This window comes from Priestia megaterium (assembly GCF_046599315.1).
Lineage (GTDB): Bacteria > Bacillota > Bacilli > Bacillales > Bacillaceae_H > Priestia > Priestia megaterium_F.
The window spans coordinates 45,635-71,043 of record NZ_JBKIKC010000014.1; the positions used below are offsets into that span (position 1 = coordinate 45,635).

A 25,409-nucleotide genomic window follows, 5' to 3' on the forward strand; every position below is an offset into this window, starting at 1 on the left:
GGTTTAGGTGGAGGTTTATTTAGAATACTATAGTAAAATTATCGATTGAAATTAGGGGTTAAGGAAATTTTTAATAATTTTTCTAAGTGCTTTTTTTGTTTTTCTATTCGGTGCTCTTCAAGTTTATAATCACCATGACATCGTATATTCATGATCCAATCATCATTTTTAGAGGAAATCTTTATATCATCAACTATATTACGCTTAGTGATATTTAAACTCTGAGCTACCTCTAAGATAGCGCCTAATAAGCACATCTTTTTTTGTTCTTCTTTTGTATACCAATCTTTAAAAGGTTCTATATATTGACGAAAGGTTCTCTTTCCTTTGTATGAAGCTACAAGAGCGAGTTTCACACGTTCCCGATGTGATAACCCTAAGATTGACCGATTAGAAAGCAAATAAAAAGTATGGTGACTGCTGGATTCTTCGTTTAAATACTTTCCCAGATGGAAGATATATGCTGCTTGTTCTAACAATTTTACATCTTTATTGGTTATGGATTTTTCCATCTTCTTTATTTTATTGATCTGTTCCAAGATGACATTTGCTATTTTGATCATTTGTCTACTGTTGTCAACATTGATATAGAAATCATGTATAATCTCTTCAATACTTATATCTACTAAGGATGGGTGAGAATGATCTTGTCCGTTGATTTTGTTATATAGAATGCCTTCTCTTAACCCTTTTTTACTTATGATAAATTTGTTTGACTTTGATAAATCAAGTAGTAATCTAAATACTTCTAGGGAAGGTAAAATGGTATCAGCTCGCTCTTTAGAGAGACCTTCAAGTTTTTGTAGTTCAGGAAATGTTAACGGTTTAAGTTTCTCTTGTACCTCTCGAATAGTAGATACATCCATTTCATATTGATGGATACCAGCTAGGGGATAATGAATCAAATGCTGGTGGAGTTGTGCAAAGTTACGGGCGCTTCCTCCCATTCCAATAAGAGGGATCATTTTATTAAAGATCCATGGAATCCCTTCGAGTTGCGTTTGCACATACTGACGTATTTGTTCGTTCTCTTCCTCAGTAGGAACAGAACCTTTCACAAAATCAAGTGTTAAAGACAAAGATCCAAAGGGAAGGCTGCAATATTCCATTAGTTTACGATCACGGAAATAAGTGATTTCTGTACTGCCTCCACCCATGTCTACGGTGATTCCTTCTTTTATATTGGTAGAATGGATAACGGCTGTATAACCGTAAAAGGCTTCCTCATATTCATTTAAAAGCATGAGAGTAAATCCTGTTCTCTCTTGAACGATATGTAAGATATCTTCCCTGTTTTTTGCTTGACGAATGGTTGCAGTAGCTACGCAAGTTATATCTGTTACTTTATAATGATGAAGCAATAATTGGAAGCTATGAAGCGTATCTATTAATAAAGAAATTCCTTCATCACTTACTATTTGTTCAGCATTTAAATAAGCTCGCAAACGCACGTCCATCTTTATATTTTCTATCTCTTTGAAAGGTAGCCCCTTCTGTGACTGTACGTATATAACAAGTCTCATCGTATTAGAACCAATGTCTATAATTCCGACTTTTTTTTCCAATTTATCTATCACTCTTTTCATTAGAAATTTATGCGTATCTTGCATGCAAAATGTGATTGTTTCTTTTGGGTAAGCCTTTTAACTGAGAGTGGTGAACCAGTTCTACTTCAGAGTAACGTTCTTTTGAGCATCTCTTAATTCTCCATGAACTGAGAAGTATTTAAATAAAATAATGTATTCTGTTTCATTATATAATACTCTTTCTCATTTTATATAACTACTTCACCTCATTATGTAGATACATTTATTATTATTATTAGAATAATCAAAGATGTTCTCTAATTGTTAAAATATACATATTATTAATGTGAAATTTACAATTATACATAAACTGAAAACTTGTTAACAGAAGTAAAACTTGTCAATTGATTATAATTTACAAATGTACATTATATTTTTAAAAATAATTTTCTGTTCATAAATTGGTTTTATTTTTCAATTATTACATAATGACAATTGGATAAGGGGGATGTCCATACTATGACAACGTCAAGTACAAACCATAGATTAATAGATTTAGAAAGTCCTTCTTTGTATAATAACCGTGAACTTAGTTGGCTTGATTTTAATAAGCGTGTACTAGAGGAAGCAATAGATGAGCGAAATGCTTTATTAGAACGTTTTAAATTTTTATCTATTTTTAGCTCAAATTTAGATGAGTTTTTTATGGTCCGTGTAGCTGGGTTACTGGATCAAGTAAAGGCTGGATTTAATCGACCTGAAAATAAAACCGGGTTAACGCCAAAAGAGCAATTAGCTGCTATCTCTGATATTACTCATATGCTTGTAGACAAGCAAGATGACGTATATATATATGAATTATCCCCTCTATTAGCGAAAGAACGTGTAAAATTTGTATCCATCTCTAAAATAACCTCTACGACGCTATCTTTTTTAGAAGCCTTCTTTGATAATCAGATTTTTCCTATTTTAACTCCTATGGCTATTGATGCTTATCGGCCTTTTCCTATGCTCTTAAATAAATCTTTAAATCTAGCCATTCGAATTGAGGAGAGAATGGAAGAGAAAACAAATACAACATCTAGGGGGAAAAAATTAGCGATTGTACAAGTTCCTGCAATATTAGATCGTTATGTTGAGTTGCCTGAAGGGAAGGGAACAAGAACCTTTGTCTTAGTAGAACAAGTGATCTCTCAATTCATTCACAAATTATTTAAAGGCTATCAGATCAAATCCGTGACGCCTTTCCGCATTACGCGTAATGCGGACTTAACCATCCACGAAGACGAAGCAGAAGATCTTCTAAAGGAAATAGAAGAGGAACTAAAGAAACGTAAATGGGGAGCAGCTGTGAGATTAGAAGTACAAAAGCACTGCTACGATCATCAAATGGTTGATTACTTAAAAGAAGAACTAGAAATCCATGATAAGGATATCTATTATGTTCAGGCGCCCCTTGATTTAACATTTCTCTTCTCATTTTATAAAACCATTCAATTAACCTATGAACATTTAGTGACACCTTCTTTTATTCCTCAACCTCCTCAAGACTTAGAAGGAGAGAAGGATATTTTTACAAAAGCACTTAATGAAGATATTTTACTTCATCATCCGTACGAGTCCTTTGAGCCAGTCGTCGATTTTATTTCACAAGCTGCCGATGATCCGGACGTATTGGCTATCAAACAGACTCTTTACAGAGTAAGTGGAGTTTCTCCTATCATTAAAGGTCTTGAACGAGCTGCAGAAAAGGGAAAACAGGTAACGGTCCTTGTGGAATTAAAAGCAAGATTCGATGAAGAAAAGAATGTGCAATGGGCAAAGAAATTAGAAAAGTCAGGATGTCATGTGCTATATGGGATGACAGGTCTAAAAACCCATAGTAAAATTACGTTAGTTCTACGTCGTAAAAAAGGGGAAATTCAACGATTTGTTCATTTAGGAACCGGTAATTACAATGATGCGACAGCAAGAATTTATACGGACCTAGGTTTAATTACATCAGATGAACAGATAGGAATTGATGCAACAAACTTCTTTAATTATCTAAGTGGTTACATGGAAAAACCAGATTACCATCATTTATCTGTTTCACCATTTGGTATAAGGGATACATTTTTAAAGTTGATCAATGAAGAAATTGTCTATCATAAACAATATGGAAATGGACATATTATCGCTAAAATGAATTCACTAACGGATAAACGAATAATTATGAAGCTGTATGAAGCATCGAATGCAGGGGTAAAAATTGATCTTATCATACGCGGGATTTGTTGCTTACGTCCAGGCATCAACGGTGTTAGTGAAAATATCAAAGTTCGCAGTATCGTAGGAACATTCTTAGAACATACTCGAATCTACTACTTTCATTGTAATGGAGAACAGAAAGTATTTTTATCGTCTGCGGATCTCATGACACGAAATATGGAAGACCGGGTGGAAATTCTCTTCCCAATTTTAAAAGATCATTTAAAGCAACGAATTTATATGTGGTTAAACCTCATGCTAAAAGATAATTACAAAGCTCGTGAACAAAATTCAAAGGGACAATATCATTATGTGAAACGAGAGAATAAAGCAGAAATAATTAACAGTCAAGATCTGCTTTGTCAAATGGCTTATATGGCAAAGAACTCTAAGTAACTGAATTTAAGTACAAGCTGATAAAGCTAGGTAATGTCTCGTTAGGTAGCTCACGCAAATTAATGCTTTTATAAATTTATAACACATTTAGTCAGAAAGGATTGCGATTCTCTAATTGTAATCCTTTTATTTTTGCTTCTTTTACATGCTAATAGGAATTTCGAAAATATCTATAAATTATAAATTTGTATGACAAGTAAAAAAGTATTTAGAAATACATTATGAAATTGTGTACAATAATGTAAAGTTTGTGTAAATAAAATGTAAAGTCACTTTAAATTTATACTTTTTAAGGAGATTAGTTATGAATTAATATAGAAAAGGTGTTATAAAATGGCTGACTTTTTTAATGGAATTGAACTTTCGTTTCTTTTATTAATGGTATTTATTGTGTATATATTAGTTTGGCATCTACCCCTTCATGGACCGCAGATCATGATGGTGTATTTTATAGTGATGTTTATATATACAGTCAGTAAGTAAATTTCTTTTAAATCCCCAATTTAGGCAATTTCCTCTCATTAAAAGCTTGATTACGATTTTATTCGTTTTAATCCTTTCAGAATATCTTATAATCTATGATTATCGTTCAATCCACATTTCTTTTCTCCGATCTCTCATTGAATACATAAGTAATTTAGATATGTATTTAATTTTCACCACTAAATAAGTTAAAGTAATTGATTCTTTCATATGAGTAAGAATGCATGGTTGATTTAATTTATTGTTATATGCATCTGCATAAGTATATAGAATCCTAGTTTTATAAAAAGCTAATAATGGTAGAGGTGGGCATATGATTACTAAAGCTAATGAAAATGATTTAAAAGAAATTATAAGTAATGCTGTAGACGCTGTTCAAGAAGCGACTGCTTACACTTTTAAGCCTTGGCAGGGGCAAATTAAGAATATCATTCGAAAAACTTTAGATCATGGAGGATATTACCTTATATTAAAAGAAAAGGACTGTTTAAAAGGTTGGATTTTAATAGATATTAGTAAAGATTACTTCAAACAGCAAAATATTGGTTTCATTTATGAAGTATACGTTCTGCCTAACTATCGGGGAAAAGGTTATTCAAAAGAATTGATCAAGGCAGCAATAGAAGAATTATCTATGCAAGGGTGTAATGAAATAGAGAGGAATATTCGTACCACGAACTTTTATAAAGAATTAGGGTTTGTACATCATTAAAGGTAAACGATCTATCAATTATTTTTATAATGAATGAACTGCGCCTCTACAGTTGGATACACTCTAACATTTAGAAGTGCTTTTTATTCTTTATAATTTACTTATCGTGTAGAAAAAATCGCTACTTTACTAAAAAATAGTTTAAATAATATCCAATTTGTAGTCAAAGTCCATATTTGTCTAATTAACATAATGTGAGATCTCGGAACCAAAATAAGAACAGAGCATTGGTTCCCCAAGCTCTGTTCTTATTTTAACCCTGATAAAACTCATTTTTATTTTTATTCCTAGAACGCTTAGAATCAATAAAAATAGAAAAAACTAACGTGAAAGTACATAGCCCTAATAGCATCATTAAACTTTTGTATCCTATTTGATCAAGTAAAAAACCAATTATCACAAGACATAGCTGCATAATCGTCCGATCAATCATGGTCTTAAATGAAAAAAATCGTCCATGGATATCTGAAGGCACTTTTTGTTGAGAATATGTATATAACAGAGGATTAAACATGCCGTACGCCAAGCCAAATAAACCAAATGCTAAGACTGTTATATAGATACTTGTCAATGACAATAGAAGTTGAGCTATTCCCATTAAACAGCAAGTAAACAACAGAATGAGTACATGATTTTTATATCGTTTTATTACCCTTTTTATAAATAGTCCCGCAACTAATATACTCATACCTTCTACAAAATAGAGGATTCCCATAATAAAACCAGGCTGACCTTTACCTACTTCAATAACAAATAAATTAAATCCAGAAATGAAAATGAGGGGAATAATAGATACTACTAGCACAATCTTTATTGAATGATCTCTTAGAATAATAGGAAAGATGTCTTTAAATTTAGTCTTAGTCTTTTTAACGTTTTGCTGAAAGGCTTCGGGAACAATTAGCAAAAAGTTGATGAAATACAAAGTAAGATAAGCAATAAGAGCAATTAGAAACAATACATATAAAGGTGCGACCGTTAATAACAAACCTGCTAATACAGCACCAAAAATTCTTGATAATGTGATGATATTTATATTAATTGCATTAACCGTAATCAGATCCTCTTTATCAACGATTGAAGGTAAAATAGTCTGTATTGTGGGATTGAAAAATGAAGCAGAGCAGCCAATCCCTATGTTATATATCATCATCCAATAAATCGATCCTGTATAGATAGCAATTAACATAGCTATAACAGAAACAATTCTCATTACTCCTACTAATCTTAATACCTTCACCTTGAGCGTAACATCTATATAACGTCCGGCATATGGACCGATGATAACGCCTATAATCCCTCCCATGACAAGAAAAAACGCTTGAAAAAAATGAGATTCGATATGTGTTTGTAAAAATTGTAGATTTCCAATTGTGCCGAACCATATACCTAATTGAAATACTAATTGGCTTCCCAATACAATACTTAAGTTTTTATTTCGCAATATCGTTTTAAAAAAATTCACTTCTACCTCCTAAGTTCCCTAATTTCTATTAATTCCATTTCATCTAAATTTCTAGTTTGAGACATATCGTATACCAGGTTTGATGTAAAGAGTATTAGTATTACAAGCAAGAAACCAACCGTGAATACATGGTTGGTTTTCTGAGAACTTATTTGTTTTCTAAAACAATCTCTTCAGATTGATTAGCCCATTCAATATGTAAAACTAATTGATTAGATTTAGAAGTTTTCTCGCTAATGTTCATATTGCTTTCACCTTCAAATTTACCTTCTTTGTCTAATTTAATAGCACCCATTCCCCATTGACCATTTGGTGCATCTAATTTAAATTCAAATTCCCCAACAGAATCTAAATCATTACCTATGTAAGTTAAATTAATTTTTTTATTTTCTTTTTTATCTCCAATTGATTTTACTATCACTTTTGTTGACCAATGATCTCCCTTACCAGAAAAATTTAAGGGCTTTTCATCTTTACTTTGACATCCAACTAAAGAAATAAAAAGTAAAACACTAACCAAAGCTACGCACCACTTTTTCATCAATATCCCCCATTGCTTTCTTTTTTATCTATTATCCATATAATACCATTTTTCTATAATTTACCTTTGTGCGTTCTATACAAAGTTAGTTAACATAATCAACATTCTAGGAACAAAAAGAGAGAGTGAGATATAAAAGGTCAAAAAAAAATGAGTTTCTTACTCCTCTCTAAGGATAGAAATAATATGTTGATCTGGTCTTACAACTACAAATGTAAACTTTGTATCATCTACTCTATACAATGAGCTTTTAGCAAGAAATACTAATTTAGCATCCATAGGAATTTTCAAGGAATTCAAAAGATGTTGAAATAGTTCCTCCTCTTTCTTCTTATAGCTCTTTCCTATAGAAAAAATGGTATAACCTAACCCTGTAAGTGCTAATGGGTTAAAGTCCAATTGATTAACTATGTAGGGAACCCTCTGGCCAAGTATCCAATCTCTTGCCCTTTTTTGTTCAATCCATCCACTTGGAATGTGACGATCTGTTGCGGAGGAAACGGGTAAAGATTGACGTAAAAGAGCCTCTTTTTCTAAAGCGATTTTTCCAATTTCAGCTACTTTAGACAGAACATTTCTCATCAAAAAAGAGCGTCCTGCAGCTATTATAGGATTTTTCATAGACATATTTTTAAAAATCGTCGCATTATTATCTTGAATCTCATTTGCTGCTGCGTGTTGCTCATGAGAATAGTCTTGAAGCAAAAGCAAAGATTGTGGGTGATTCTTCATAGTAAGGGCTAAACGCCAACCTAAACGCCAAGCACCTAATATACCAACCATCATTCCAGCTCCTGCCGATGGACCCATTGCATGAGCAGAATCACCTGCTAAAAGCCAACGCCCTGTTTGGTAAGTTTCTGATTGACCTTGTCCTAATCGAAAAGAGCTTACCCATAGAAAGCGATGAACATTAGAGTTAGGAAGTTTTTCTTTTAGAAGCTTAAGTGCAAATTCTTTGGAAGCTACATCCTTTCGATCTTCCCCTTCGTTAATTCTATAAATAAGGCGCCAACATCCTGGAGCAAAGTAAAAAAATCCATATGGTCTCTTTGGATCAAGTACTATATTAGATAATTCTTTATCAAGGTCACAGTCCATCTCAAAATCTGCTACAGCTGAATATGTTCCATAATCTCGCCAATGTTTTTTAATATTTAATCCCTCACGAACCTTACTTTTTGTTCCGTCGCATCCTACTCCCCAAGGTGCACAAAGATCATATACTTGATTATCATGTGCTATCGATACAACAACTTGATCAGAATGTTGTCCTACTTTAGTAACTTTATGTCCACGGCGAATGTCTACAAGTCCTGTTGCTCGAGCTTTCTCTTCCAAAATAACTTCAGTTGTATGCTGAGGGATTTGGAGGGAATATGAATATGGACTCTTTATCTCTTTAAAAGACCAAGTGAAAAGTATCTGTTTAGCACTTTCAAATTGATGATAATAACGAATAACACCCTTATTTAAAAAGTCTTGTTCAATACCTAGCCAACTTAGGAATTCAATTCCTCTAGGCATCCACGTAATTGCTCTGGATTCATTTAAAGCAGTAGGTTCCACTCTTTCCTCTACTATTACTGAAGGAATTTTATATTTTGCTAGAACAAGTGAAAGAGATAATCCTACAGGGCCTCCTCCTACAATAAGAACATTATCTTTTAGAACCTCCATCTTCACACTCCCTTACTAGCTAATATTTAAAGTAGATAAAAATTTGCTAGTGCATCTTCACTTTTTTAGTTTCATTATATTTCCATTTCGTGAAAGAGTCCACTTTAAACTGGGCTGTATACGATATACAAAATTAGTTAACTAAACACCATTTTAGGAAGATATAAGTTTATCTTATGTTCTCTTTAAGTTTTCTGTAATTTTATTACATATAGAGTTTATATAAAATTAAAGTGAAGAACTTATCTAATACTTTAATTCTAGGAGGAATTTGATGTCTTTCACTTTTAAAGCAATTGATCATATTCAATTAGCAGCTCCATAAGGTTCTGAAGAAGAAGCAAGAAACTTTTTTATTAAGGTATTAGGATTTAAAGAAGTAGAAAAACCAGAAAATCTAAAAAAAAGAGGCGGAGTATGGTTTGGTTTTGCTAACTATCAAGTTCATATCGGAATAGAAAATCCATTTTCACCAGCAAAAAAAGCACATCCAGCATTCAAAGTAGAAAATATTCACCTGTTAAAAGAGCATTTAAGAAACAATAATATACATTACATTGAGGATGATAATCTCCCAGGAGCAGAAAGATTCTATATGGACGACCCTTTTGGTAACCGACTAGAATTCCTAGAATGGAAGTAATATAAAGGTGTATAACCTATACATTTTCAGTTTACATAATACAGCTTACAGGAACTAAAAAGCCCTTTTATCAAGGGCTTTTTTCAGCTTATAAGTTGTGATTTCCTGAAGGGTCATAAAATAACAGATTTGTAGAGCATTATTTGATTATTGAAAAGTAAAATGGCAAATATCCCTCTAAACGCATGCGAAAAAAATTCTTATTAGAATTAGAGGTTACAAAGTTATATTATTAAATACACAATATATTACGAAAAAGGCTTAACTATTGTTATTAAAACGTTCTATATAATGAATGATGTAAGGTTTGATAGTAAGGAGGTGATTTAATGATAGGGCCACGTATACGGACAATAAGAACTAAAAAGAAGATGTCACTTTCACAACTCGCAGAACGATCTAGAGTTACTAAGTCTTATCTTAGTCAAATTGAACGCAATATCTATACGAACCCATCAATTGAGTTTGTTGAAAGAATAGCTGTTGCCCTCAACACAAGTCCGGAAGAATTGTTAGGATGGGGAAAAAATAAAGATGGGATTTCAGGCTTAGATAATACCTTTTCTTATGTGAAAAGGTATCTACTTACTATGGAAGACGAACAGCTTAAGGAATTAAAAGATTATATTGATTTTACTTTATGGAGAAGAAATCAAAAGTAGCTAATTAAAACCAGGGGTCACCTTGGTTTCTTTAATTTGATAATTAAATGAAACCTATTTCAGAATCACAGAAATTGAATTTAGTTATCAACATACTTAATTAAAAATTAGTTTACATAGGAAATATATTGTAGTCAAACGCTGTATTTGTCGTCATCTAGAGTAAATGATAAAACTATTATTCTTAGAAGTTCGTTTATTCATTTACCGTTTTACATAAAAAACATTTATTTTTCATCTTCAATAAATATTACATTATTAAAGATATATAAAAGTTAAATACTTATAAATTTTTTATTAAATTATTATAAATATAAAAATTTCTTGAAAGGTAAATAGAAGATAGAGTGGTATATGATAAGAGGTGAAAATATCTATTTGTCGTAAGGTAGAGTAAATGATAAAACTTTAATTTTTATAAAAGGATTTATTCATTTATTTATCTATATAAAGGACGTTTACTTTGTATTTTTAGTTAAATTAATCTTATTAAAACATAGTAACGTTAAGTGTTTTGTGATTATCTGTGAGGGTATCATGAATAAAACAATTTCTTAAAAGGGAAGTGGAAGATAGATTGGTACAACATAAGAAGTAAAATTGCTCATTTGTCGTCATTAAGAGGGTTTTGGTGCAAAAATTTTAAGTTCCTTGCAATTAATCTTTAAATCTTGGACATACTGCTACTATTATTCTAAAAGAAGGACGTGATCGGTATGGAAAAGCAGAACTTATTCAAGTGGAAACATTACCAACCTGATATCATTTTGCTAACAGTGAGATGGTACCTACGGTACAGCCTGAGTTTTTGTGATGTAGTCGAAATGATTGAAGAACGTGGACTATCAATGGCCCATACTACAATTATGCGTTAGGTCCATCAATATGGACCAGAATTAGATAAACGAGTACGCCGTCACCTTAAGACAACGAACGATTCTTGGCGAGTCGATGAAACGTATGTGAGAGTAAAAGGTAAATGGATGTATCTGTATCGTGCCGTTGATTCCAAAGGAAATACCATTGATTTTTATCTAAGTAAATCTAGAAATAAGCAAACAGCCAAGCGCTTTTTTAAGAAAGCCTTGGCTTTTTCGCACGTTTCTACTCCTCGTGTGATAACAGTGGATAAGAATCCAGCCTATCCCATCGGTTTATTAAGAAGCGTATTTCTCCGATGCTCGGATTAAAGTCCCTACAGACTGCCAAACGGATTATCGCAGGGATAGAGGCTATGCACATAATCAAAAAAGGACAGACTCTTCAAGAGGAGAAGTCTGTCCAAAATCAAAAAGAACTCATTCATAGACTGTTTGGACTAGCTTCATAAACTAGCAAATTAAAGTTCTCTATGTTTATAGGGAATGTTTTTTCACCAGAACCTTATATACCAAAAACAGGGTCGACTAGTCAACCCTGTTTAACTCTTCTATTTTTTCTTTAGTAATTAATTAGGCTTTTAATTCTGAAGACTGTGCTTGTTCTAAGTTTTCCTTTTCTTGACGTGTTGTAATGAAAATTCCCATTAATACACACACTATCCCTACTAAATGTCCCCATTGAAATTGTTCTTTAAGAAATATATATGAAAGAATTAGGGATGAAACAGCAATTATTCCTGTAAATACGGCTGATGTACGAACAGGAACTTTAGAAACTCCATAATACCAAAGTACAAATCCTATTACTGTAACAATAACTGCATAATAACCAATGTACATCCATTCTAAGGTCGTAGGCTGTGAAAAATTAAATGATATAGCTTCATAAATTGAGAATGGTAGAAACATTAAGAACCCAATTATCGTAGCAAATGTAGCAATACATAATGGTGACATCTTTTTAGATAACACTTTTCCAAATATAGTAAATAACGCTTCTCCAATGACAGCTCCAAAAATCAGTAAGGTTCCAACCCATCTTGGGATTCCAGGTACAATCTCTTGAGTATCGCCAGTTAATAGATGAATTGCTGTGATGCCACAAACAGCTAGTAATACGCCACTCCATTGTCGACGAGACAATTTTTCTTTTAAAAAAAGAAAGGATATTAAGCAAATTACCATAGGACTAGTACTAGTGATAATCCCACTTTCCGTGGCTGTAGTGTACTGCAAGCCATAGAGCAACAATACACTAAAACCACATACACCCGTTAAAGATAATAAGCATAAAATCAAAAAATCATGCTTAGTTAATTTAGGAAAAGGTCTCTCAGTAAAATAAAGAAGTATAAACAATAGCACTGCTGCAATACCATATCTAATTCCTGAAGCTAAATATATTGGAAATACCTCTAGAATCCATTTGCTGACAACAAATGAACTCCCTACTGTTGTCATGGCAATAGCCATAGATATATAAGCCTTTGCTTTAGATTCCATAGTCGCCTCCTCTAATATTCCTTTATCCATTAACAAGAACTTTCTCAGACACCCCAGTATCTATTTCTTTTGATGTATCACCAATACGTGCAATGTTAGGAAGTTCAATACCATTAAGTGCATTACGAGTATCTAAAATCGACACTCCAGAGGTGGCAATATCATTAAGGTTATAGGCTGAATGTACTGTAAGTACTACAACTAAATCATAGGTAGTTATTTCATCATAATTAAGCTCTTTTTGTACATCTATTGACTGATTTTGGGCATCGACAAATGAATGACAGAATGGATCGTTAACTGTAACAAGAGCGCCTTTCTCCTTTAATAATTCATACACATCTAAACTAGGTGATTCCCTAAGATCATTTACATCAGGCTTATATGCCATCCCAAGTAATAAGATATTAGAACCATTAATACATTTCTTTTTGGAATTAAGTAATTCAGATATTTTCCGAACTACATATCTTGGCATATTGCTATTTATATCTTGTGAAAGCTCAATGAAACGGCTGAAAAAATTAGATTCTTTTGCACGCCATGAAAGATACATTGGATCTAGAGGTATACAATGTCCTCCAATACCTGGGCCTGGATAAAAAGGCATAAATCCAAAAGGTTTAGTTGCTGAGGCTTGAATAGCCTCCCATACGTTTACTCCAATATGATCACACATCAATGCCATTTCATTAATGAATGCAATATTAATACTCCGGAATGTATTTTCTAATAATTTAGACATTTCAGCAACCCTTGGACTTGATACCAGAAATGTTTGGTTTACTATAGTTTTATAAAGAGAATCCGCAATGCGAACGCATTCTTTTGTTATTCCTCCAATAACTTTAGGTGTATTACTAATACTATATTTTTGGTTTCCTGGGTCAACACGTTCTGGTGAGTAACATAAATGATAATCAGTTCCAACTTGTAAACCAGAGGAAGTCAATACTTTTTCTATTTGCTCTTCTGTGGTACCAGGGTAGGTCGTACTCTCTAAAATCACCAAGGTGTCCTTTTGCAAAAATGTTTGTAGCTTTGTTACAACATATTTAATAGAAGACAAGTCAGGCTCATGATTTTTATTTAATGGTGTTGGAACACAAATACATATTACATCAAGGGAACTTATAGTTGAAAAATCGGTGGTGGCCTGAAAGTTTCCATTTTCTACACTTTCTTTTATCTCTGTATTTTTAACATCTGTGATATAAGAACAACCTTGATTCAACATCTCTACTTTTTTTTCACTAATATCAATACCTACAACTTGAAAACCATTTTTGGAAAAGGAAAGTCCAAGTGGTAACCCTACATAACCTAAACCAATAATACCTATACTTGCTTGTTTAGATTCTACTTTTTCTATAAGATTCAAAAAGCCCACCTCACCATTCACTATGCTGCAAATTGAACATTTGTTTTAAAAGTACCTGAGATTCATCTAATGCTTTAATGACATCCCCAATGAAAATTCCAGGGACTTGACAACCCAACACCCATATAGAGCGAGTATTTTCGGTTATCTTTTGTTCTTCACTGTCACGATAACAAAATTGCGAAAGCACTTTTTTGCTATCCGTTAATACTAATAAACCGGGCTCTAATTTCTGAGTACTATTACTACCAAGTGGTCTATGCTTCTCCCCACCAATTGATAAAGTTAAAGATATCTCACCTTCCACACACTCGGCATCAAATGTGCCTAAAGGAATTAAATGTTTAATAGCTGCAATATTAACAGCATCTACAATAGGATGAATTAAAGGAAACCGTTCTGTCTCTTCCTTAATAAGAAAGCGTTGAATTATATTTTGCACTGAAGGAGGTGTTTTCTTAGGATTGAGCCCTATTAGTTTATAGAAATTTTGGTAAGCTGCAATATGTTCTATTTGGGAAACTTCCAATTTGCTTTTTCCCTTCCAATTTTTATGCAAATTAACCCATTCACTCTTTAAATGCATAGAGTTAGCATTTTTGGGGTCTAAATCAAGCCTAATAGCTAAAACTTTTACGCCATTTAATTGCTTCTCTACAGCTTGGCACATTGGAATTACTTGATACATCTTGACCTCCTGCATTAGTTTCCAAAAGTAATCTTGGATTCTACTTGGATATTAATGTCTTTAGCAGTAATGGTTTTGTCTACAGAGATTAAAATATTATAATGATTCGGGAAATGACAATCATCAAAGCCTAAGACATGACCGATTGGTTTCCCTTCAATCTTTACTAGATCTCCACGTTCAACTACTCCGCCACATTCCATCTCCGCAAATCCAAGAAAACCAACTTCATTTATAGTATCTCCACATTCTGCATTTTTGTGTGTTGTAGTTACAATTTCGTGAATTTCCCTTTTTTGTACACAACGTGTTTTAAAGTCTATTAATTTCATACCTCGTTGCTTCTGTTTGTGGAATAATAATTTAACGAACCTACCTCTTATGATTCGCTTTTCTATGTTACTCATACTTTAGAAACCTCAGCTTCATATGTTTCTTGTACTAATCGTACGGCGTCTAGACCCTCTTCACCATGACAACAACCAGATGCTATTTGTTTTTTGAAATCAATTAATATTTCTTCATACTCATGATATAAAGAAGATTTAAACTCGGTAAAATTTTTCAACATATCTACATAAATCTCCCGACCATCTTTTAGAGTTATATAAATATCTTTTTTTTCACCTTGCTGATATGCCCAATCCAAGTCCACACTTATAGTTACCTCATAGTCATTTTTCAAATTAATTGAGGATTTAACATCTACATTATGTTCATCCCTGGTAATGTTGGCCGATGTGACAACCATTTTTCCTAAAAAGAAAGAAAGTGTATCAAACACATTTGGTCCATTATCGGCAACACATCCTCCACCGCACCTTTCAGGCTGTAAATACCATTTATCATGACCTGCATGCTCCTCAATTAGCTCAAGATAGTTAGCATGAACGGACTTAATTTCGCTTATAGAACCAAATTCTTTTAAAGCTTTGACAAAGTGTATATTGTATCTTCTATGAAATGCCGTAAATAATGTTAAATTTGTTTCATGAGATATAGCCACTAACTGATTCGCTTCATTCAAAGTCAAAGTCATAGGTTTTTCACAACATACATGTTTTCCAGCCAACAATGCATCTCGGCATATCTCAAAATGTTTATCATTTGGAACATTTACAATTACAGCATCTATATTTTTTTGTGCTAGTAAATCATGATAGTTAGTAAAACAAAGGATTTCAGAATTATTAAAGGGCTTTAACCTTTCCATATTTAAGTCGCAAACAGCCACTAATGCATGGCTCTTTAACTTATTTTTTAATGCATCAACATAAAACTTAGAAATAACCCCCATACCTATAATTCCAACCTTCATAATCATACATTTAATACCTCACTTTCAATATCAGGTACCGCTAAAGACAATCGAGTTCCTAAAGCTGCTAAATCCTCAAAAACATTTGTATTGATAGGAACTAGGTCTGTCTCTTTTTTTCTCATATATTCTAAATATCCTGGATATACTACCTTGTCGGTAGAAGAAACAGGAGGACAATCTAATAATGTTCCTAGCATTATATCCATGCTTTTCTGAAACTCTAAAAGAGGTCGAAACGTCTCAATATTTAATGCTAAAAAGAAGTGACCAATGTTTTGATCTTTTTGTGCATGCACTTCTCCACCGGGTTCAAGTAATTTGGGATTTGGACCTACACTAGCACCAGATAATACGCCACAAAGTATGTCTACTAGTAAGCCTAATCCGTACCCCTTTGCCCCACCAGTTTCAAGTGAACCTCCTAGCATCTGAAGATGACCTGTTCCTTTGTAGTATGCATTTGGATCAGTTTGAGGATGACCTTCATCGTTAACTAGCCAGCCTTCAGGTATTGACTCTCCTCGACGTTGTGCTTCTCTAATCTTTCCAGTAGCAACAACTGTAGTACTCATATCTAAAACGAAGTCCGGATTGTTTTTAGACGGTACACTTACGGCGATTGGATTAGTTCCAATCATATTTATGGAACCACCTAGAGGACGTGCAATGGTTTGAGATCCTAAATTAGTCATTGCTATTCCAATCATTCCATTATTAAGTGCTTTACTTGTATAATAACCGGCACTTCCAAAATGAGAACTTTGGCGTACTACAACACATCCTACACCCACATCTCTGGCTTTTTGAACTGCCATATCCATTGCATAATCTCCAACCACGAGACCTAACCCATTATTAGCATCAATAACAGCTGTACCTTTGGATTCTGAAATAACAGATAATTTAGCATCTTTATTTATACGTCCGTCTCTTATTCTTTCTACGTAAATTCTTTCTAGATTGGTAACTCCATGCGTATCAAAACCATTTTCATCTGCATAACATAGAACTTTAGCTGCAATTTGGCTATCTTCGCTTGACAATCCTTGTGATGTAAAGACTTCTGTCACAAACTGATATAAAGGTTTTTGTTTGATATAAACAACATTATTACTCATAAACTTATCTCCTTAGTAGATTTGTTTGGTATCGAGGTAATATAGGTAATAAGTAAATCACGAATGAAAGAAGAAAATTTTTCAATCTCTTGCCTTGTAATATATTCATCTTTTGCATGAGCATTATTAACTCCTAAGTTACCTGGTCCATACACAGCTGTATATATGTCCGGATGTACAACCCACATGGCATCACAAGTAAAAGCTTTATCCAATTGATTATCAGGATTTCTCTGTAAACCAAGTTTATTTAAAAGTTGCTCTATCTCAAAATTTCTATTTTTCAATACAGGCAATCCTTCTTTTATCCATTCTAAGTGACAAATATCTTTTGCATCTCTTGCTGTCAATACAGTAGGAGAAAGAGTCGAGAATTCTTTTTTAAAACTTATTAATGCATATTCAATCTCTTCCTCAACCCAATTTTTAATTTGTCTTCCACTCTCTTCGGTTACATAAGCAAAATTTATCAGCAATTGACCAGTACCAAACACCTTATTATGCATATAACCAGTGTGTAAGCCTGACAGGCACATCTTTCCTTTTATATCCTCAATACGGGTTGATAAATTCTTCATTAACCACTGTGCCAGGTAGCCTAGTAGTAAGGAAGCATTATGTCCTTGATGCGGTGCATCATCAGTAGAATCTTTTCCAGAAATATTTATCCGTGCTGTCATAGAAGTACTAGATTGATCAAAATAGACTCCTCCAGATGGTTCTACAAATAGATTAAAACGACCAAAATATCCTTTTTCAACTAATTGTTTTGTCCCATAAACTCCCATAGCACCACCTTCTTCACCGGATACACATTGCACTAAAATTGAAATATGGTCTAAAATATCAGGTTTCTGTTTCAATGCGGATTCTATGCCTGCTAATAGGCCTACACCTGGTCCTTTCATATCCACTGCTCCACGACCAACAAACTTATTATTATTAAAAGTAACAGGGAGTAATTGATCAACAGTATCCATATGAAAGTTAAACATAATTGTTTGTTCATACGATCGTTCTTCACCAAAACATAGAACCAAATTAGGTTGACAGTCCCAAAAACTTTCCCCCATTTGTCTAGCTCTCTCTCGAACTGTAAGTGGGATACAACCAGCATTAAGAACATCTGCACTCGGAGAATCATGTTGAATAACCTTACACATATCTCCTAGTCGATTTAGAGCAAAATTTGCATATAGATTCTGTGCTTTCAATATATTAGATGGTTTTCCTGTTTCCATTGGTGTCACTGTATCAATTTTCAATAATTCTAATAATAAATTTACATAATCTAAGCTAAAAATTTGTTTACTCATGAAGGATCTTCACTTCCCCATCAATAGGTGATAAAGTGTCTAACAACGTTTCTAAATGACGCCCATAATTAATATATGATTCTTTTAAATCATTTAATTTACCATTTTTCTTTAAATGAGGGATGAGATGAAGATGTGGTTCTATGGATAGGATTCCTGTATATCCATTTTGCAATAAAAACTGTAGACATTTTTTCACCTTGGATTGTCCTTTACCAGGAAGAGTGTAAACCACTTCTTGATTTTGGATTAAACCATCTTTAACATGAACATGATCCACATATTTATATACTTTTTGTAAAAATTCATAGGCATCGTAGTTATAAGCAATCCCATTACCTATATCAAATAGCAAACGAAGAGCAGAATTATTAATTATATCCAATAAATGTAAGGTGTTTTGAGGTGAAACACCTCCCCATCCAGAACAATTCTCGTGGAGTAATACAATATTAGAAGAATAAGCAAATTCAGTTAATACATGCATACGTTCAACTACATATTTAAACCAATCATCTTCTGAAAGCCCATTGTTTGGATAAGACATTATTCTTACATATTTAGTACCTAGTTGATGCATACGTTCAGAGAGTATCTTAAGCTCTTCTAAATCTTGTTCAAAAGGCATATTAATAGGTCTTTCCCAGTTACCAATACACGAGGCAACAGTAGTAATTGAAAAATCAGCATTATCAAGTTTACTTTTTACTTGTTTAAATGTTGAATTATCAATTTTATAAAGAGGTTTGCCATTCAAAGACCTAATTTCTATTTCTTTCCACCCGAGTTCTAAGTGTGCTTGAATTTGAATATCAATTGAAGGACCAGCTTCATCACTAAGACCTGATAATATAAAAGGATATCTTTGCTTTTTAAGCATTAGTTTTCACCCTAGATGTAAAGTATAATACGTTTTTTATTACATACTCTATCTGTTCATCTGGCATTTCTGCGTAAAGTGGTAAAGCTATTGAATGTTTTGTCATTAATTCTGCATTAGGGAAGTCCCCCTCTTTATGTTCTAGGTAGTTGAATGCCCTCTGTAATGGTAGAACTTGTGGATAGTAAATCTGGGTTTCAATCCCTTTCCCATATAGATATTGTCTTAGCTCGTTGCGATGCTCAGCTTGAAGAACATAGGTATAATAAACTCGTGTGTATGTGGTGTCATTTACTATTTGAATTTGCGGATTTAAATTACTAAACGCCTCATTATAACAACTTCCTATTTGCGAACGACGCCCAAGAATTGAGTCATAACGTTTAAATTTATGAACCAAATATGCAGCTACAGTTTCATCCATTCGGTAATTATATCCGATATGATGATGTAAAAAGCGAGTGATACCATCTTGTCCATGGTTTCTAAGCATGCGGCAAACTCTACCTAATTCTTCATCATTGGTTACAATAACAGCGCCATCTCCTATACCACCAAGTGGTTTGGCTGGAAAAAAGGAGTACAATCCTATATCTCCCAACATTCCTGCCATTTTCCCATTCATTCGAGCACCTAGAGAAACTGCACTGTCTTCTAAAATACGTAAATTATACTTCTTAGCAATCTTGGTAATAGCTGTCATATCAGCCATTACCGAGAAGAGGTGAGTAGGGATGACCACTCGACTTTGAGGGGTAATCTTCGATTCTAAATCTAATGGGTCCATCATACCTGTGAGAGGATCCACATCAACAAACACTGGTCGTCCTCCTAAAAGTGTAATAGTACTTGCCGTTGATATAAAAGAGAAAGCAGGTGTTAGTACATCTACACCTGGTCCTACTCCCATAGCACGAAGAATAATAGTCAAAGCACTTGTACCATTTGAAGTAGCTATAGCATATTTAGCTCCTGTATAGTCCCGTATCTTCATTTCTAATTTAGATACATTTTCTTTTAAGATAAAATCATTAGATATTCCTACTCGGTAAACTATATCTTTTATAATCTCTCTATCCTCTTCAAAGCGAGCTTGGTAATTAAAGAATGGTACTCTCACTTGTTCACCCCGTTTCCATAAAATCGATGGATTTCTTCGCTTACTTTATGTACCTCTTTTTCTGTTAAATCAGGATACAGAGGTAATCCTAGTGTACGAGTGCAGGCTAACTCTGCGTTAGGCATACTACCGTATTCATATCCTAAATATGAAAAACACGGCTGAATGTGTAATGGAGTAGGATAGTATGTTTCCGTACCTATTCCAATACTAGACAGATATGTCACCAAATCATCTCGCTGTTCAACTTCTATCAAATAAACATAATAGACAGGATTAGCTACATCTCTACGTTCTTTTATAATTGGTATTTGTACTTGTGACAAATCAGCTAACAATTTATTATACAAACTTGTTAGATAGGCACGTTTAGCAATATCTTCTTGAAGATACTTTAGGCGTCCTAGAAGTACAGCTGCTTGAATATCATCCATTCGACTGTTATAACCAACAACTTTGTGTATACCTAGATCATTTTCTTCCTGTCCATGAATTCTTAAGAGACGTGCATGCTCAGCAATATTGTCATCATTCGTTATAATCATTCCTGCATCTCCCATTGCTCCCAGAGTCTTTGTAGGAAAAAAGGAAAGAACCCCTGCTTGTCCAACCAAACCAGCATGAACCCCATTATTAAACATGGATATTGCTTCTGCACTATCCTCAAGAACTAATAAATTATATTTTTCAGCGATTTTACAAATACTTACCATATCAGCCATTTGGCTAAATAGGTGGACAGGCATAATGGCTTTGGTTCGCTCAGTAATTTTGGATTCTATCTCATCTACTTTAAGACTGTATGTAACGGGATCGATGTCACAAAATACGGGAACTGCACCGACATGAGCTACACTAGATGCTGAAGCAAAGAAAGTGAAACATGGCACAATCACTTCATCACCTGGCACAATCCCTGCTGCTCTAAGCATAATTATTAATGCTTCAGTTGCATTTCCAACACCAATAGCATATTTTGCACCGGTAAATAGCTCTAATTCACGTTCCAATTCCTTAACTATTGGACCGTTTGTAAATTGGCCTCTATCAATCACCTCATCTAATTTAGAGGAAAGCATAGGCCAATACCTATTAAATGATTTCTCGTTAGTATAGAATGGAATATTCATCTTATCACCTCATGTTAAATATTCTTCTGAAAGTATTAATCCGCAAGTTTCTTTAGCTTTATATAGTGCTGTAACGATACGAGAATTAAAATCTAAATCACTAATTGGTTTACCTCTCAAACCATCAAAATATTTGTAATAATCAGAGAAATTACGGGGTAATGGATCATCATACATAACTTTCTTGTCTAAAAGCTGATTATCGGATGAATAGATATTAATCCATGCATAACTATCTTCCTGACTGCAAGGGTAATACCCTACTATCCTATAATCCCTAAAATAAAGACGAATACATCTTTCTCGTATAGGACTTTCTAAGTTAGAAGAAAGTCTAGAAGTTATTCCATTGCTATGTAATAACTTTATACTTGCTGTTCCCATATGAGGAAATACGTGATTTCCTACACACATGTCTGAAGTATTCGCTGCCACTACTTCAACGTTACTGCCACCTAAAAAGAATGAGAGGGCCATAAGGTGAGGTATTTCAATATCAAAAGAATTCCCATGACTCTTATTATTAATAGTGCGAGATAACCTTGCTTTATTCTGTTCGGCAACAATATGGAGTAGTGGACCATACTTCTTATTCTGAATTATATCAACTAATCCAAAAGTTAATGAACTAGATAACCAATTGGCTACAACAAGAATATCCAGATTATATTTCTTATTAACCTCATGGATTTTTTCTAATTCTTGAATTGTTGTTGAAAGAGGTTTTTCTATGATAAATTTGGTAAATCCTAATATAGCTGCTTGTTCTAATGCCTCACCATGTAATTCTGGTGGTGTACAAACATGAACTACTGTAGAAAGTGGATTGAACCCCTCTACTTCTCTAAGATTGGAAAAGAACTTAATATTTTTCTCTTTAAAGTTGCAAGAATTGATGTTTGGATCAACTACCCCAATATTTTGATTAAATAGGGTTGGATGATTAACCATTGCTTTGCGAAGACACTGTAAGTGTAGCTCTCGTCCAGCTCTTCCAAATCCCAGAATTAGAGACTGTTGCATATTATTCTTCCTTTCCTTATTAGAATTGGACTAAATGCCACAATTTCTCACACGACTTACAAATTCATACATTTTGGAAGCGTCTTTAATTCCTTTATGCTCAATACCACTGCTAACATCCACTGCATAGGGATTTGTTTGCAATATAGCTTTCTCAACATTATCGATATGTAATCCTCCAGCAATAATTAGCTTGCTTTTATTCCTAATAGTGGATATATATTCCCAAGGGAAGGTATGACCCGTTCCACCAAATGTGCCCTCTGCATAAGCATCTAGGAGAATGCCACTTACATATCTATCGTATTCATATACTTTCTCTAGATCACTAATATTGCGTACTCCTATTGCTTTAACAATAGGTCGTTCAACATTTTTACAATATTGTATGTCTTCACCACCATGTAGTTGGACTAAATCTAACTTACAATATCTACTTATCTTATTTAAATCATCCACTTTTTCATTAACAAATACACCTACTGTAGTTACATACGGGGGAAGTTTATCAATAATATCTTTAGCTTGTTCGGGTGTAACCTTGCGTTTACTATTAGCAAAAACAAAACCAATGGCATCAGCTCCAGCTTCTACTGAAACTTTTGCAGAACGTATATCTTTTATTCCACAGAACTTAATCCTGACCATTCCTAATTCTCCTCTATAACCTTCATTACAAATTACGTATAGGCTTCTTAGTCGCTGCCTTAAGGGATTGAATATACTGCATGACCTCTTCCTCAATCTGTTCTGGTTTCGAATTCTTAATTACATTGATAAGAGCACTACCTACAATTACACCATCCGCATATTCATTAACCTCACTTACATGCCCTGGAGTAGAAATGCCAAAACCAACACATAAGGGTAAATCAGTTATGTTGCTTGCATGTTTTAAGAACGAAGGTAACTCACTTGGGATATTTTTTCTTTCTCCGGTTACGCCATTTACAGATATACAATATAAAAAACCAGATCCTTTTTGTACTACCGATAAAGCTCGCTCTTCTGTAGTAGTAGGTGCTAAGAAAAATATTAAATCAAGGTCAAAGGGACGAAACACTTCTACCCAAGAATTAGACATGGTTGATGGTAAATCAGGAATAATAAAACCATCAATACCAGCTTCTGAAGCATCAACAGCCAGTTGATTTAATCCGTATGCCAAAAAAGAGTTACAGTAGCCCATTAAAACAATTGGAGTTTCTAAACCTTCATGGCGTAATTTCCTAACAATATTTATACAAGTGTACAAATTAGCTCCATTGGTTAACGCTTGTGCACTAGCTTCTTGAATAGTGGGACCATCTGCCAAAGGATCAGCATATGGCACCCCTAACTCTAAAATATCAGCACCTGATTCACATATAGTATGAATTAAATTTTCAGAACATTCTATATCTGGATAACCAACCGGAATATAAGGAATAAGTGCTCCTTCATTTCTTTCTTTTAATTTTATAAATGTATCTTTTATACGACTCATAAGGAAGGAACCTCCTGTACTTTTAATTTTTCAAGAGCTTCGATTGCCTGACTTAAATCTTTATCTCCTCTCCCAGATAGGTTAACAACAAGAATTTGATCCTCATCCATTGTCTCTGCTACCTTCAGTGCATAAGCAACAGCATGAGATGACTCAAGTGCAGGTAATATTCCTTCTGTCTTACATAAATATTCAAAAGCACTTAAAGCTTCTTTATCATTGACATGAGTATATTGCACTCGTCCACTATCTTTTAGGTAACTATGTTGGGGACCAGCTGCTGGATAATCAAGACCAGGTGCTATGGAATGAGTTTCCTGTATTTGACCATATTTATCTTGTAGCATGTAGGTATGTACTCCTTGTACAATTCCTAGAGTTCCTTTAATAAGAGGGGCTGCATGTTCATTTGTATCTATACCTTTTCCTGAAGCTTGGACTCCAATTAACTTTACTTCCCTATGTTCTAGGAAGCTATTAAACATACCAATTGCATTACTGCCTCCACCTACACAAGCTATAATACAATTTGGTAGCTTGCCTTCTACTTCAAGGATTTGAGATTTTGTTTCCTCACCTATAATCGTTTGAAAGTCTCTTACAATAGTCGGAAACGGATGAGGTCCTACAGCTGAACCAAGTAAATAGTGAGTATTATCGACATTAGAAATCCAATCACGAATGGCTTCGCTAATAGCATCTTTTAGAGTCTTCTGACCGGCATTAACAAGGCGCAAGTCTGCACCTAGTAATTTTATTCGTTGAACATTTGGAGCTTGGCGTTTAGCGTCAGTTTCACCCATATATACTACGCAATCTAAGCCAAGTAAACTAGCAGCAGTGGCAACCGCTACCCCATGTTGACCAGCTCCAGTTTCAGCAACAATCCGTGTTTTCCCCATTCTTTTTGCAAGCACAGCTTGAGCTAATGCATTGTTTATTTTATGAGCACCTGTATGGGTCAAATCCTCTCTTTTTAAATAAATTTTTGCCCCACCTTTCTCTACAGACATACGTTTAAGGGGGGTTAAAGGGGTTGGACGTCCAACAAAATTTTTTAACAGCGCAGATATTTCTTTTTGGAATTCTATATCTTCTTTAGCCTTCTCATATTCCTTTTCCAATTCTTCTAGATTTGCTATTAATGTTTCAGCAACATATGCTCCTCCGAACTTCCCAAAAAATCCATTCATTCTCTTCCTCT

At 33.9% G+C, this 25,409-nt stretch carries 21 protein-coding genes and 2 pseudogenes; 5 read left to right on the plus strand and 18 right to left on the minus strand.

Features of this window, described 5'->3' with window-relative positions:
* Positions 1 to 38: 38 nt before the first annotated feature.
* The gene (locus ACLHDF_RS25625; RefSeq protein ID WP_413921373.1) at positions 39 to 1,565 is read right to left on the minus strand and encodes an exopolyphosphatase; all 1,527 of its coding nucleotides are present in this window, start codon (positions 1,563 to 1,565) and stop codon (positions 39 to 41) included.
* A 480-nt stretch (positions 1,566 to 2,045) separates the two neighbouring features.
* Here ACLHDF_RS25625 and ACLHDF_RS25630 point away from each other — a divergent pair, with 480 nt between their 5' ends.
* On the plus strand, positions 2,046 to 4,172 hold the full coding sequence (locus ACLHDF_RS25630; RefSeq protein WP_413921374.1) for an RNA degradosome polyphosphate kinase: 2,127 nt from the start codon (positions 2,046 to 2,048) through the stop codon (positions 4,170 to 4,172).
* A gap of 796 nt (positions 4,173 to 4,968) precedes the next feature.
* The gene (locus ACLHDF_RS25635; protein WP_413921375.1) at positions 4,969 to 5,367 is read left to right on the plus strand and encodes a GNAT family N-acetyltransferase; all 399 of its coding nucleotides are present in this window, start codon (positions 4,969 to 4,971) and stop codon (positions 5,365 to 5,367) included.
* A gap of 253 nt (positions 5,368 to 5,620) precedes the next feature.
* On the opposite strand, the gene ACLHDF_RS25640 is transcribed toward ACLHDF_RS25635, so the two are convergent.
* The 3 genes from ACLHDF_RS25640 to ACLHDF_RS25650 all read right to left on the minus strand — a co-directional run bounded on the left by ACLHDF_RS25640 (position 5,621) and on the right by ACLHDF_RS25650 (position 9,053).
* The gene (locus ACLHDF_RS25640) at positions 5,621 to 6,832 is read right to left on the minus strand and encodes an MFS transporter (RefSeq protein ID WP_413921376.1); all 1,212 of its coding nucleotides are present in this window, start codon (positions 6,830 to 6,832) and stop codon (positions 5,621 to 5,623) included.
* A 148-nt stretch (positions 6,833 to 6,980) separates the two neighbouring features.
* Complete coding sequence (locus ACLHDF_RS25645; RefSeq protein ID WP_413921377.1) at positions 6,981 to 7,373, minus strand: hypothetical protein; 393 nt, start codon at positions 7,371 to 7,373, stop codon at positions 6,981 to 6,983.
* Between the two features lie 159 nt (positions 7,374 to 7,532).
* Positions 7,533 to 9,053 (minus strand): FAD-dependent oxidoreductase, encoded by a 1,521-nt coding sequence (locus tag ACLHDF_RS25650; RefSeq protein WP_413921378.1) that lies wholly within the window; start codon positions 9,051 to 9,053, stop codon positions 7,533 to 7,535.
* Between the two features lie 274 nt (positions 9,054 to 9,327).
* Here ACLHDF_RS25650 and ACLHDF_RS25655 point away from each other — a divergent pair.
* The 3 genes and pseudogenes from ACLHDF_RS25655 (at position 9,328) to ACLHDF_RS25665 (ending at position 11,688) form a co-directional block, all read left to right on the plus strand.
* Positions 9,328 to 9,696, plus strand: a pseudogene (locus tag ACLHDF_RS25655) (VOC family protein).
* Positions 9,697 to 10,025: 329 nt separating this feature from the next.
* Positions 10,026 to 10,358, plus strand: coding sequence for a helix-turn-helix domain-containing protein (locus tag ACLHDF_RS25660; protein ID WP_413921379.1), 333 nt, complete (start codon positions 10,026 to 10,028; stop codon positions 10,356 to 10,358).
* Between the two features lie 716 nt (positions 10,359 to 11,074).
* Positions 11,075 to 11,688, plus strand: a pseudogene (locus ACLHDF_RS25665) (IS6 family transposase).
* Between the two features lie 121 nt (positions 11,689 to 11,809).
* Here the strand turns inward: ACLHDF_RS25665 and ACLHDF_RS25670 are convergent.
* The 14 genes from ACLHDF_RS25670 to trpB are packed head-to-tail and all read right to left on the minus strand — an operon-like array spanning position 11,810 to position 25,398.
* On the minus strand, positions 11,810 to 12,742 hold the full coding sequence (locus tag ACLHDF_RS25670) for a DMT family transporter (RefSeq protein ID WP_413921380.1): 933 nt from the start codon (positions 12,740 to 12,742) through the stop codon (positions 11,810 to 11,812).
* Between the two features lie 22 nt (positions 12,743 to 12,764).
* Entirely contained in the window at positions 12,765 to 14,123 is a 1,359-nt protein-coding gene (locus tag ACLHDF_RS25675) for a nucleotide sugar dehydrogenase (protein WP_413921381.1), read from the minus strand.
* Between the two features lie 10 nt (positions 14,124 to 14,133).
* Positions 14,134 to 14,811, minus strand: a complete 678-nt coding sequence (locus ACLHDF_RS25680; RefSeq protein ID WP_413921382.1) for a B3/4 domain-containing protein — start codon at positions 14,809 to 14,811, stop codon at positions 14,134 to 14,136.
* Positions 14,812 to 14,825: 14 nt separating this feature from the next.
* Positions 14,826 to 15,218, minus strand: a complete 393-nt coding sequence (locus tag ACLHDF_RS25685) for a DUF6917 domain-containing protein (protein ID WP_413921383.1) — start codon at positions 15,216 to 15,218, stop codon at positions 14,826 to 14,828.
* The gene (locus ACLHDF_RS25690) at positions 15,215 to 16,135 is read right to left on the minus strand and encodes a Gfo/Idh/MocA family protein (protein ID WP_413921384.1); all 921 of its coding nucleotides are present in this window, start codon (positions 16,133 to 16,135) and stop codon (positions 15,215 to 15,217) included. The genes ACLHDF_RS25685 and ACLHDF_RS25690 overlap by 4 nt, the downstream gene beginning before the upstream one ends.
* The gene (locus ACLHDF_RS25695; protein ID WP_413921385.1) at positions 16,132 to 17,250 is read right to left on the minus strand and encodes an Ldh family oxidoreductase; all 1,119 of its coding nucleotides are present in this window, start codon (positions 17,248 to 17,250) and stop codon (positions 16,132 to 16,134) included. The genes ACLHDF_RS25690 and ACLHDF_RS25695 overlap by 4 nt, the downstream gene beginning before the upstream one ends.
* Positions 17,247 to 18,566 carry a M20/M25/M40 family metallo-hydrolase gene (locus tag ACLHDF_RS25700; protein ID WP_413921386.1) on the minus strand — a complete coding sequence of 440 codons (1,320 nt, stop codon included), beginning with the start codon at positions 18,564 to 18,566 and terminating at the stop codon, positions 17,247 to 17,249. The genes ACLHDF_RS25695 and ACLHDF_RS25700 overlap by 4 nt, the downstream gene beginning before the upstream one ends.
* On the minus strand, positions 18,559 to 19,446 hold the full coding sequence (locus ACLHDF_RS25705; RefSeq protein ID WP_413921387.1) for a sugar phosphate isomerase/epimerase family protein: 888 nt from the start codon (positions 19,444 to 19,446) through the stop codon (positions 18,559 to 18,561). The genes ACLHDF_RS25700 and ACLHDF_RS25705 overlap by 8 nt, the downstream gene beginning before the upstream one ends.
* A complete protein-coding gene (locus ACLHDF_RS25710) occupies positions 19,439 to 20,566 on the minus strand; it encodes a DegT/DnrJ/EryC1/StrS family aminotransferase (RefSeq protein WP_413921388.1) in 1,128 nt (375 codons plus the stop codon). The genes ACLHDF_RS25705 and ACLHDF_RS25710 overlap by 8 nt, the downstream gene beginning before the upstream one ends.
* On the minus strand, positions 20,563 to 21,645 hold the full coding sequence (locus ACLHDF_RS25715; RefSeq protein WP_413921389.1) for a DegT/DnrJ/EryC1/StrS family aminotransferase: 1,083 nt from the start codon (positions 21,643 to 21,645) through the stop codon (positions 20,563 to 20,565). Before ACLHDF_RS25715 ends, ACLHDF_RS25710 begins: the two co-directional genes overlap by 4 nt.
* Before the next feature lie 60 nt (positions 21,646 to 21,705).
* Positions 21,706 to 22,719 (minus strand): Gfo/Idh/MocA family oxidoreductase, encoded by a 1,014-nt coding sequence (locus ACLHDF_RS25720; RefSeq protein ID WP_413921390.1) that lies wholly within the window; start codon positions 22,717 to 22,719, stop codon positions 21,706 to 21,708.
* A 30-nt stretch (positions 22,720 to 22,749) separates the two neighbouring features.
* Positions 22,750 to 23,367: a phosphoribosylanthranilate isomerase gene (locus ACLHDF_RS25725; RefSeq protein WP_413921391.1), complete on the minus strand. Its 618-nt coding sequence runs from the start codon at positions 23,365 to 23,367 to the stop codon at positions 22,750 to 22,752.
* 25 nt (positions 23,368 to 23,392) lie between these two features.
* Positions 23,393 to 24,205 carry a tryptophan synthase subunit alpha gene (trpA, locus tag ACLHDF_RS25730; RefSeq protein ID WP_413921392.1) on the minus strand — a complete coding sequence of 271 codons (813 nt, stop codon included), beginning with the start codon at positions 24,203 to 24,205 and terminating at the stop codon, positions 23,393 to 23,395.
* Positions 24,202 to 25,398 carry a tryptophan synthase subunit beta gene (gene trpB, locus ACLHDF_RS25735; RefSeq protein ID WP_413921393.1) on the minus strand — a complete coding sequence of 399 codons (1,197 nt, stop codon included), beginning with the start codon at positions 25,396 to 25,398 and terminating at the stop codon, positions 24,202 to 24,204. Before trpB ends, trpA begins: the two co-directional genes overlap by 4 nt.
* Positions 25,399 to 25,409: the final 11 nt, after the last annotated feature.

Coding starts and splice junctions, on each gene's coding strand:
- ACLHDF_RS25645 (WP_413921377.1), bottom strand. CDS start 7,373: ATGAAAAAGTGGTGCGTAGCTTTGGTTAGTGTTTTACTTTTTATTTCT.
- trpA (WP_413921392.1), bottom strand. CDS start 24,205: ATGAGTCGTATAAAAGATACATTTATAAAATTAAAAGAAAGAAATGAA.
- ACLHDF_RS25690 (WP_413921384.1), bottom strand. CDS start 16,135: ATGATTATGAAGGTTGGAATTATAGGTATGGGGGTTATTTCTAAGTTT.
- ACLHDF_RS25670 (WP_413921380.1), bottom strand. CDS start 12,742: ATGGAATCTAAAGCAAAGGCTTATATATCTATGGCTATTGCCATGACA.
- trpB (WP_413921393.1), bottom strand. CDS start 25,398: ATGAATGGATTTTTTGGGAAGTTCGGAGGAGCATATGTTGCTGAAACA.
- ACLHDF_RS25685 (WP_413921383.1), bottom strand. CDS start 15,218: ATGAGTAACATAGAAAAGCGAATCATAAGAGGTAGGTTCGTTAAATTA.
- ACLHDF_RS25715 (WP_413921389.1), bottom strand. CDS start 21,645: ATGCTTTCCTCTAAATTAGATGAGGTGATTGATAGAGGCCAATTTACA.
- ACLHDF_RS25700 (WP_413921386.1), bottom strand. CDS start 18,566: ATGAGTAAACAAATTTTTAGCTTAGATTATGTAAATTTATTATTAGAA.
- ACLHDF_RS25695 (WP_413921385.1), bottom strand. CDS start 17,250: ATGAGTAATAATGTTGTTTATATCAAACAAAAACCTTTATATCAGTTT.
- ACLHDF_RS25705 (WP_413921387.1), bottom strand. CDS start 19,446: ATGCTTAAAAAGCAAAGATATCCTTTTATATTATCAGGTCTTAGTGAT.
- ACLHDF_RS25630 (WP_413921374.1), top strand. CDS start 2,046: ATGACAACGTCAAGTACAAACCATAGATTAATAGATTTAGAAAGTCCT.
- ACLHDF_RS25635 (WP_413921375.1), top strand. CDS start 4,969: ATGATTACTAAAGCTAATGAAAATGATTTAAAAGAAATTATAAGTAAT.
- ACLHDF_RS25680 (WP_413921382.1), bottom strand. CDS start 14,811: ATGTATCAAGTAATTCCAATGTGCCAAGCTGTAGAGAAGCAATTAAAT.
- ACLHDF_RS25720 (WP_413921390.1), bottom strand. CDS start 22,719: ATGCAACAGTCTCTAATTCTGGGATTTGGAAGAGCTGGACGAGAGCTA.
- ACLHDF_RS25660 (WP_413921379.1), top strand. CDS start 10,026: ATGATAGGGCCACGTATACGGACAATAAGAACTAAAAAGAAGATGTCA.
- ACLHDF_RS25650 (WP_413921378.1), bottom strand. CDS start 9,053: ATGGAGGTTCTAAAAGATAATGTTCTTATTGTAGGAGGAGGCCCTGTA.
- ACLHDF_RS25725 (WP_413921391.1), bottom strand. CDS start 23,367: ATGGTCAGGATTAAGTTCTGTGGAATAAAAGATATACGTTCTGCAAAA.